The 9,686-nt window shown below is 56.6% G+C and carries 8 protein-coding genes; all 8 read left to right on the top strand.

Going from position 1 to position 9,686, the window contains the following annotated elements; genetic code table 11:
* Positions 1-107: 107 nt before the first annotated feature.
* Positions 108-806, top strand: coding sequence for a winged helix-turn-helix domain-containing protein (locus tag ACIQJ2_RS30335; protein ID WP_400673784.1), 699 nt, complete (start codon positions 108-110; stop codon positions 804-806).
* A 149-nt stretch (positions 807-955) separates the two neighbouring features.
* Positions 956-2,209, top strand: coding sequence for an aminotransferase class I/II-fold pyridoxal phosphate-dependent enzyme (locus ACIQJ2_RS30330; protein ID WP_400673787.1), 1,254 nt, complete (start codon positions 956-958; stop codon positions 2,207-2,209).
* A 9-nt stretch (positions 2,210-2,218) separates the two neighbouring features.
* Positions 2,219-3,139, top strand: coding sequence for a LysR family transcriptional regulator (locus ACIQJ2_RS30325; RefSeq protein ID WP_400673790.1), 921 nt, complete (start codon positions 2,219-2,221; stop codon positions 3,137-3,139).
* Positions 3,140-4,316: 1,177 nt separating this feature from the next.
* Positions 4,317-5,174 carry a sugar phosphate isomerase/epimerase family protein gene (locus ACIQJ2_RS30320; RefSeq protein ID WP_400673792.1) on the top strand — a complete coding sequence of 286 codons (858 nt, stop codon included), beginning with the start codon at positions 4,317-4,319 and terminating at the stop codon, positions 5,172-5,174.
* A gap of 12 nt (positions 5,175-5,186) precedes the next feature.
* Positions 5,187-6,308 carry a Gfo/Idh/MocA family protein gene (locus ACIQJ2_RS30315; RefSeq protein ID WP_400673795.1) on the top strand — a complete coding sequence of 374 codons (1,122 nt, stop codon included), beginning with the start codon at positions 5,187-5,189 and terminating at the stop codon, positions 6,306-6,308.
* A 208-nt stretch (positions 6,309-6,516) separates the two neighbouring features.
* Positions 6,517-7,764, top strand: a complete 1,248-nt coding sequence (locus ACIQJ2_RS30310) for an ABC transporter substrate-binding protein (protein WP_246762026.1) — start codon at positions 6,517-6,519, stop codon at positions 7,762-7,764.
* A 74-nt stretch (positions 7,765-7,838) separates the two neighbouring features.
* Positions 7,839-8,777: a carbohydrate ABC transporter permease gene (locus ACIQJ2_RS30305; protein ID WP_400673797.1), complete on the top strand. Its 939-nt coding sequence runs from the start codon at positions 7,839-7,841 to the stop codon at positions 8,775-8,777.
* Positions 8,777-9,685 (top strand): carbohydrate ABC transporter permease, encoded by a 909-nt coding sequence (locus tag ACIQJ2_RS30300; protein ID WP_199148174.1) that lies wholly within the window; start codon positions 8,777-8,779, stop codon positions 9,683-9,685. Before ACIQJ2_RS30305 ends, ACIQJ2_RS30300 begins: the two co-directional genes overlap by 1 nt.
* Position 9,686 lies beyond the last annotated feature (1 nt).

Here is a 9,686-nt window from a genome sequence, read left to right as displayed (position 1 = left end):
TGCACGAAATCCAACGAAATTTACGAAATCCAGCGGCTTTGCCGTAATTTTTGATGCAACATGATCCGGATCGTCGATCTGGCAGCTAACAGGAGGAGGGCTGTCATATGAATTCCGAGGTTTTTTTCTGGTCGCAAAATCCCGACTTCTTTCTTGTTTTTAGCCACATTCTCGCGGTGGAGGGACTGAGTTCTGTGCTGTTGGACGAGCAGGAGGTGGGAAAACTTGCAGGACGCACGTCCGTTTTAGCCATTGTACTCGACACCGAAAACAATGCCGAACATGCATTGCGCATTTGTAGCCTGATCAAAGCTGATAGGGCGACGGCGCATATCCCATTGCTCGCGCTCGTTCCCGGCGGTGACGAGCGGTACTATCTGGACCTGCTCAAGGCGGGTGTCACCGAAAGCTTTGTTCGTCCCATCTCGCCGGCAAGGATACTGACCTATTTGCAATCCCTTATGATGGGGCCACCTTCAGCAACAGGAGGGCTTCGCCGCGACAGCCGTGCATTCGCGGTTTGGGAGCTCAGTATCGAGGCAAGTAAGAGGCTGGTCAGACACGGCTCGGAAGAGATTCAGCTCGGTCCTATCGAGTTCAAGCTTCTGTGCCGCTTGCTTCAGGCGCCCGGCCGCGTCTTTTCACGGCCGGAACTCATCGAGGCGGCATGGCCTCCAAATTACTATGTTCAGCCAAGGACGGTCGATGTTCATATCGGGAGTTTGCGGCGTATGCTGGAACAGATGACCGGTCGCAATATTATCCGTACGATCCGGTCCAGCGGTTACGCGGCTGAATTCGGCTAGCTTCTGCATTTCGCGCAGCTTCACATATGTCTGACAGTTTAACATTAGTAATGCTTTATATTGATGGAGATTTCTGACCTCGTTTGTTGATGTTGCCGAGTACCGATTTCAACTTCTGGTCTGCAAACCGACAGATCGGAGTTTGAAAAATGGAAAAGAAGATTTCCGCGCGTTCTGAGCAAAACGGAAAAGCAATCCATCGCAATACCGGCAGCCTCATCAATACGGCCGATCGGCATTTCGAAGCTGCTCATTACCAAGGCATTATGGCAATTTACGCCCATCCATCGCAAGGCAGGGCCGTCAAGTTGAGCTACGAGGATCGGATGGTTGTCGACTTCGTCCGATGCTCCTATTTAGGTTTGGACAATCATCCCGATATTGTCGGTGGCGCTGTCGAAGCCCTGCGGGCTTCCGGTGCGCTGCACTGGTCATGCGCCCGCACGCGTCTGAATTTTGCGGGTCTCGGTGACCTCGAGGAATCTCTGTCTGATCTCTTCGCCGCGCGTGTGATCACTTACACCACCGTACTCGCCGCCAACATGAGCGCCTTGCCGTTGGTCGCATCAGGGCACCTCACCGGCGGTCCAAAGCCCATCATGGTGTTCGATCGCTTGGCGCATGCGACCCTCGCGTACCACAAAGGCACGATTGCCGAGGAGACGCGGGTTGAGACAATTGCGCACAATGACCTTGAAGCTCTTGAGCGGTTGTGCCGACAAAATGCAGCAGTCGCCTTTGTCTGCGATGGCGTCTATTCCATGGGCGGCAATGCCCCGATATCCGAACTGCGCCGATTGCAGGAAAAATATGGTCTATTCCTCTACATTGACGATGCTCATGGTGTGTCGCTCTTCGGTGAGCATGGAGAAGGCTTCGCCAAGTCTCAAATCGGAGAGTTGGGTGATCGAACCATAATTGCAGCCTCTCTTGGCAAAGGATTCGGTGCATCCGGCGGCATGCTTATGTTGGGCACGGCCCATCAAGAGGTCCTGTTTCGCAGGTTTGCGGTGGCACACGCGTTTTCTGCATCGCTCAACACGGCGGCCATTGGCGCGGGTTTGGCCTCCGCAAGGCTGCATCGAACCAGTGAGCTGCCGCGACTGCAACGAGCACTTCAAGAAAAGATTGCCTTGCTTGACGCGTTGATGCCAACGGCGCAGCAGGGTGCGCCGCTACCGATCAGGACGGTCCAGTTCGGTGACGAACTTATCGCGATTGGAGCCGCAAGAAGTCTTTTCCAGCAAGGTTTCTATACCTCTGCAATTTTCTTCCCGACCGTATCGAAAGGCCACGCAGGGTTGCGCATTTGCGTGACAGCGACCCACACCGATGACCAGATCAAATCTCTTTGCTTGGCGATTGCGAAGATCAAGGACGAGATCGTGAGCGCCTTTGAGTGATGACCTGCGATGGATATCAACGCTCTTCTTCACCTCAAATACATCTTCGCGGCAGCTGAGTACGGAAGTATGCGGCGGGTCGCTCACGCTTTTGGCGTGCACGAGTCGAGCGTTAGCCGTAACATCCTTTTGCTTGAACAATATCTTAATCTGCAGCTGTTTGAGCGGGACAATAACGGTGTTCATTTGACAAAGGCTGGCCGGGCTTGGCTCAATGAAATTCGCGTCCACTATGAGAAATTGGAGGAAGCGCTCGCCCGGACGGCACTCGGCAACAAGAATCTGACCACGCTGCGAGTAGGGGTGGACCTGTCCGTGGGGCAAGGTTTCCTCCCTAAGCTTATCGGGCGCTTTGAAAAAGCACATCCTTGCGTAGCTATCGCAGTGGAGGAAATCGTATATAGAAAATATGCTCACGCCATACGGCGCCGGGCGCTTGATGTCGCGTTCATCAGCGGCAATTGTCGCCCCAAATCATGCAGGAGCGAAGTGGTCTGGGAAGAGGGTTTCGCCGTTCTCCTGCCTGCTGGACATGCTCTGTGCAACAAGCAAGCCGTCCATTGGGCCGACCTTGCCGGCGAAAAGCTTCTAATTCCGGAGCGAGAAAACGTGGCACCGTTCGATCCACGGTTTTGGCCGCAGATCAAGACATTGATGGGTCGGTTGGCCGTTCGGCATTGCGATGTGAGCCAATCTATTGTTTTCATAGACGTTCAACTTGGCAAGGGTATCACGCTGGCCAGCGAAAGCCTTGCAAAGATCATGCGAATTGATCGCGCCGTGTGGCGCCCGATTGCAGGGCCAAGCAGCAGCAATCCGGTTTCGGCGATTTGGCTTGAATCTAATCCGAAGCGCGCGGTTTTTCGTCTCGTTGCCATGGCAAAGCACATGGCCGTTGAAGGGTACGTGAACACAGTCTCGTTTACATAAGAGATTTCAGTATCTGATGTGCGCTGGAAGCGCTTTGGCATTGAACGCGTTGCGCGCAGTTCTTTTCAAGGCGGTGCTAGCGCATGAGCGTCCACCATTCGTGAGCAATACGAATATTACGTAGGCGCCATCTGCATGAACGTAAAGATTCCCTCTGTAAAGCAGCGCGCGCGATAGCGTTATCAGTGCATTGAGGGCGGGGTTGTTCCGCGATTGGGCCTTCAGTCCATAGGGCTGGCCAACACCTTGAGATCGAAGTGCAGATCCTTGACATCGATTGGATCGCCAAGGGCCGATCGAGCACAAGGAATTTGATCCGTTATCGAAGCGGCCTAAACTCTTACATGAGCACACTTCCTAGGCTGGTGCATGGCACGAATGCATGAATACTTTTTTTGACACCCTCTTGCAAGCTCGACCATTTTGCCACATCGCTTCTGTGTGGCTAAGCCACCTGTACTGAAGGATATTGTTGCAGGATCCTCCACCCATCAAAAACCTATTGACTGACCAAGGTTTCGAAAGCTGAGTGTTTCCGGGCTTAGGTGTGAGGTGAGCCGCTAGCGTGCAAATTTCCGTTACGATTTAATCCAGTTTCGCGTTTGGCTGTAACCCAGCTGGGATGCGGACTGCCAGTCTTTTCAAAACATTGCACTTGGCCTGGCAGTTTGCTCGCCCAAAATGGAAATCAGGGTAAAAATCTAACGGAACTCAACAGAGACGGATTTCATAATGTCGGAGGACGAGACCCTTAAATCGCACGGATCGATAGAACTTTGGAAGTTGGTGGGCGCGTGGGTGATGGCTTCGGGGCTGACCTCTTCCGACGTTGTTGCTGAGTCGCGACTGTTTGCTTGGGATGTGGTCATCTGCACGATCAGGCCGCGATCCGTGCTGGTGCATGTAATCTGATCACTCCACTACCTACAAATACAATGTCGCAAAGAGCGCCTATTGGTCAGTTTCGGTGGTGTCTTGGTGGTATCTCCCAGACATGTTGCGGGTAACGCCGGATCGGAATTCTCCATAAGTTATTGAATTTAAAGTCGAAAAATTATCCTTTGGCCCCTGCATGAAGTTTGACTCAATTCCCAGGGAGGATGACGTGAGTAGTGGCTCGCTTTTTTTCGGATCGCCAATTTGGACCTTTAACTGGAATCCGCCGTACCAGGAGCCGTTGCGGCGCCTCGCGCGCACCGGCTGCAAGGGTTTCGAGCTCACCGCATGGTCGGTGGACATGCTGAGCTACTACACACCGCAAACCATTCGCGAGTTAAAGGAGATCGCGGAGGGTGAGGGCTTGGTGCTCACCAACTTCTTCTTCAATCTGCCGTTCAGCCGAGCCGCGAATGCCATCGTGTCGACCGTCGATCTCGATGGCTACAGGCGTGGAATGGATGTCGCAGCCGCGATAGGTACGCCTATCGTCACCAGCATGACGTCCTATCCGTTTCAGTCCGAGATCAAGCCGATTCTGCAGCGCCCGATCTCGCAGGAATGGGGTGCGGCGGTCGAGCCGCAATGGGATTGGACGGGCGAGTATGATCTAGTGGTGGAGGGGTTCGCCCGGGCATGCGAGATCGCGGCCGCTGCCGGTCTGAAGGTTGCGATCGAGCCGCACCCCTATCGCTGGGTCAGCTCCGGCCAGGCTATGCTGCGCCTGATCGAGCGCACGGGCGCCGCCAACCTCGGGCTTAATTTCGATCCGAGCCATCTCTTCCCCGCCGGCGATATGCCGCATTATGTCGTGCTTGCGCTCGGCAGCCGCATCTTCAACACGCATTTCTCCGACAACGAAGGCCATACGAATGCTCATTGGCGGCCTGGACGGGGCAAGATCGATTGGAAGGCGATCTTCGCCGCACTTCTAGCCATTGGCTATTCGGGGCCGATCACGCTCGAACTGGAGGATGCGCCCGGAGCATCCCATTGGACCCATTTCCGCGAGGCGACGCCGGAATTCGATGACGAGATGCGGCGTGGCATGGCCTATCTGCGCGCCGTCGCCGCTGAGCTTGAGATCACCATTTCCTAAGAGGCAATTCCCATGAACAAAGAGCCCATGAAAGTCGGCATCGTCGGCGCCGGAAATATCAGCGCCACCTACGTCGCGACCCTGCATATGTTCGATTTCATCCGTGTGAAGTCGGTCTATGATCTCTATCATGAATCCGCCTGCAAGCTCGCGGAGCAGTTCGGCATCGAGGCCGTTGGGCTGGATGCGATGCTCGCTGATCCGGAGATCGGTTTGATTATCAACCTGACGACGCCGGTCTCGCACTACGCCATCAGTAAGAAGGCACTGCAGGCCGGCAAGCACGTCTATTCGGAAAAGCCGCTTGGCGTGTCGATGGCCGAAGCGGAAGAGCTGATGGCCATCGCACGTGCTGGCGATCTGCGGCTTGGCTGCGCTCCCGATACCTTCCTCGGCGGTGGCCACCAGCTGACGCGCCGGCTGCTCGATGAAGGCCGCATAGGCAAGACGATTTCTGCGACTGCGATGCTGCTGCTTCCCGGCCATGAGCACTGGCATCCCAATCCGGCCTTCTTTTATGGTCGAGGTGGCGGACCGATGCTTGACGTCGGCCCATATTACGTCACGAACCTCATCGCACTGCTCGGCCCTGTGCGCGAAGTGTTCGGCACGGCAAAGATAACTCGCATCGAACGCACGGTGAAAACCGATCCGCGTCGCGGCGAGACGATCAAGGTTCTGGTGCCGACCCACCTGACTGGCGTGATGGAGTTTCATAGCGGTGCGACCGTCACCATTGCCACCAGCTTCGACGTCATCAGGCATAAGCACAATCAGATCGAGCTCTACGGCTCGGAGGGTTCGATGGTGACGCCCGATCCGAACAATTTCAGCGGCAAGGTCGAAATCTTCCACGATGGCGACGAAGCATGGCGCGACATTCCCGTCGATCATCCTTACACCGAAGGCGTCCCCGGTCATCTTGGGCTGCGCGGATTGGGCGCGGCCGAGATGGTGGATTCCCTTCGCTCCGGTCGACCGCATAGGGTATCGTCCGAGCTTGCATTTCATGCACTCGAGGTGATGACCGCCTTCGAGCGCTCGGCTCAATCTCGCGCCATGGTTGCGATCCATAGCAGTTGCGGCCGCCCGGACCCGATACAGCGCACAATTAATGAGGGACGTTTCTCATAGGCTGCGCTATAGGTTGGGAAAATGCAGTCCTTTGAGACTGCGGGCTTGACGAAGGGGCAGTGGCTGAGGAACCATTGCTCGCTTGCTGCAGGGAACGGAGGCTCTGTTGCATCGCTTTGGAGGATCGTGAAATTCGGCATCCGATGTCTGGAGACGGCGGCGGCTGAACAAAGGCGTTTGGAGAACGCCCTCAAAGGAGGAGGAACGAATGCGTAAATTGATGATGGCACTGGTCGGCGCCACAGCGTTGGTCGCAGCAAGCGTGACCGGTGCTTTGGCCGAGGGCAAGAAGGCCGAAGTCCTGCATTGGTGGACGTCCGGCGGCGAAGCCGCGGCGGTCAAGGAACTCGCCAAGGCCTTCAACGCCGCCGGCGGCGAATGGGTGGATACCGCAATTGCCGGGTCTGGCTCGACCGCCCGTCCGATCGGCATCAACCGTATCATCGGCGGCAATCCGCCAACTGCGATGCAGTTCAATACCGGTACGCAGATGAACGATCTGGCTCAGCAAGGCCTGCTGCGGCCGCTCGACGATCTGGCCAAGGAGCAGGATTGGAAATCCGTCCTGACCCCCTCCTTCTATCAGGCCATCCAGTATAACGGCCATATTTACGGCGCGCCGATCAACGACCACGGCCAGAACTGGCTGTTTTATTCCAAGCCCGTTTTCGCCAAGGCCGGCGTGACGGAAGAGCCGAAAACCTGGGACGAAATGTTTGCGGCACTCGACAAGATCAAGGCTGCCGGCCTGGTCCCGGTGGCCGTCGGCGGTCAGCCCTGGCAGCTGCAGCTGATGTTCAACGCCATCCTGCTCGGCGAAGGTGGCAAGGATCTCTACGGCAAGGTCTGGAAGGATCTCGATACCAGCGCCGTCAAGTCCGACAAGTTCAAGCATGTGGCGGAAGTCTTCGCCAAGCTGCGCAACTATCAGGATGCCGGCAGCCCCAACCGCGATTGGAACGTCGCGACCGGCATGCTGATCGACGGCAAGGCCGGCATTCAGTTCATGGGTGACTGGGCCAAGGGCGAGTTTATCCATGCCGGCCTCGTTGCCGACAAGGATTTCGGCTGCATCCTCGGACCGGGCGAATCCAACTTCATGATGGGCGGCGATATCTTCGTCTTCCCGGTCCTGAAGGACAAGACCGCCACCGATGCGCAGACCCTGCTTGCAACCGTCATCATGTCGAAAGAGGGCCAGGTTGCGTTCAACTCCAAGAAGGGCTCCGTGCCGGTTCGTCTCGACGTCGACACGTCGAAGCTCGATGCCTGCGCGCAGAAGGGCTTGACCGCACTCAAGGATCCAAGCCGCCAGATCCTGACCTCGGACGTGTTGACGCCGCAGGATATCGTTCAGACGGAAGGTGACCTCATCGCCCAATACTGGACGACCCCGACCATGACGGCCGATCAGTTCGCCGATCAATTCGCCAAGGTTATCGATCAGGCGAAGTAAGCTTCAACCGACATCCATGCGGCGGCAGGTTCGCCTGCCGCCGGTTCTCATGAATGCTGAGGAGGAGCGCGCCTATGAGCACACCCGAAACGAGCGCCGCCACTGCCGGCCCGACTGCAGCGCCCGTGGGCGCTACCCGCAGACGGATGCATTTTTCCCCCTATCTGGCGCTGTTGCCGGCCTTCGTCATCGTCGTTCTGGCCTATGTCGTCACCGTTATCTGGAACATCTGGATATCATTCACGGATAGCAAAGTTCTGCCGGTCAATATCTTCGTCGGCACCAAGCAATACGAACGGCTGTTCGACACTGCGCGCTGGCTGATATCGCTGCAGAATGTCGTAATCTTCGGCGTGCTCTTCATCGCCGGCTGTCTGATCCTCGGCTTTCTTCTTGCCGTGGCCCTCGACCAGAAGGTGCGCTTCGAGAACACCTTCCGTACGATCTTTCTCTATCCTTTCGCCATGTCCTTCATCGTGACCGGCCTTGTCTGGCAGTGGATCATGAATCCGACGCTCGGTCTGCAGAAGGTCGCCGACAGCATCGGCTTCACCTGGTTCCGTTTCGACTGGATCGTCCAGAGCGATCTCGCGCTCTATGTCATCGTACTCGCCGGCATATGGCAGTCTTCAGGTCTTGTCATGGCGATCATGCTGGCGGGGTTGCGCGGCATCGACCGCGAACTTTGGAAAGCCACGCGCATCGACGGCATTCCCACTTGGCGCGTCTATCTCCACATCGTCGTTCCGATCCTGAGGCCAACCATCATCACTGCAAGCGTGCTTCTCGCGATCGCCGTGGTCAGGGTCTACGAGCTTGTGCTGGCAACGACAGGCGGCGGGCCGGGAATCTCAACCGAAGTACCCGGAAAATTCATCATGGATTACCTGTTCGGCCGCGGCAACATCGGCCTTGCGACATCGGCGTCGACGGTGATGTTCGTGACGGTGGTCATCCTGGTGACGCCATGGCTCTACTATGAATATTTCCGCGAAAAGCCGAGGGGGAACTGATGACCACGCCATCTTCCGTCGCTGGTGCCATGCAGGGTCCGACCGGGCGCAAGCCCCAGCATCTGACCCCCGGACGCATAGGCCTTTACCTCTTTCTCGCCATTGCGGCACTGTTCTTCCTGCTGCCGCTTTACGTGATGCTCGTCACGTCCTTCAAATCCATGCCGGAAATCCGGCAGGGCAATATCTTCGCCTTTCCGCAGGCCTGGTCGCCCGATGCGTGGATACAGGCGTGGAGCACGGCCTGCACCGGTCTCGAATGCGGCGGCATCAGCGTCGGCTTCTGGAATTCGGTAAAGATCCTGATCCCGAGCATGATCCTGTCGATCTTCATCTCGTCTTTGACCGGCTATGCGCTTTCCTTCTGGCGGGTGAAGGGAGCAAATGTGCTCTTCGCCGTCCTGCTGCTTGGCGCCTTCATCCCCTACCAGGTGTTCATCTATCCTCTAGTCTTGATCTACCGTGATATCGGGATCTATTCGACGCTGCCCTGCATCATCATCACCCATACGGTCTTCGGCCTGCCGGTGCTGACGCTTTTGTTCCGCAACTACTATTCCAGCCTGCCGATGGAGCTGTTCAAGGCAGCGCGCATCGACGGCGCGGGGCTATGGCAGATCTTCTTTCGCCTGATGATACCGATGTCGATCCCGATTTTGGTCGTGGCGTCGATCCTGCAGGTGACCGGTATCTGGAACGACTTCCTGTTCGGCGTCGTCTTCGCCGGCCGCGAAAACTTCCCCATGACCGTGCAGCTCAACAACATCGTCAACTCCACGCAGGGCGAGAAGCTCTACAACGTCAACATGGCGGCAACGATCTTGACCGCTCTTATTCCGCTGATCGTCTATTTCGGTTCGGGTCGCTGGTTCGTGCGCGGTATTACCGCGGGCGCAGTCAAGGGATAGT

Source organism: Rhizobium sp. NPDC092011 (assembly GCF_044756305.1).
Lineage (GTDB): Bacteria > Pseudomonadota > Alphaproteobacteria > Rhizobiales > Rhizobiaceae > Rhizobium.
The sequence above is the reverse complement of the archived record's forward strand: the minus strand, read 5'-3'. Positions and strand labels throughout refer to the sequence as shown.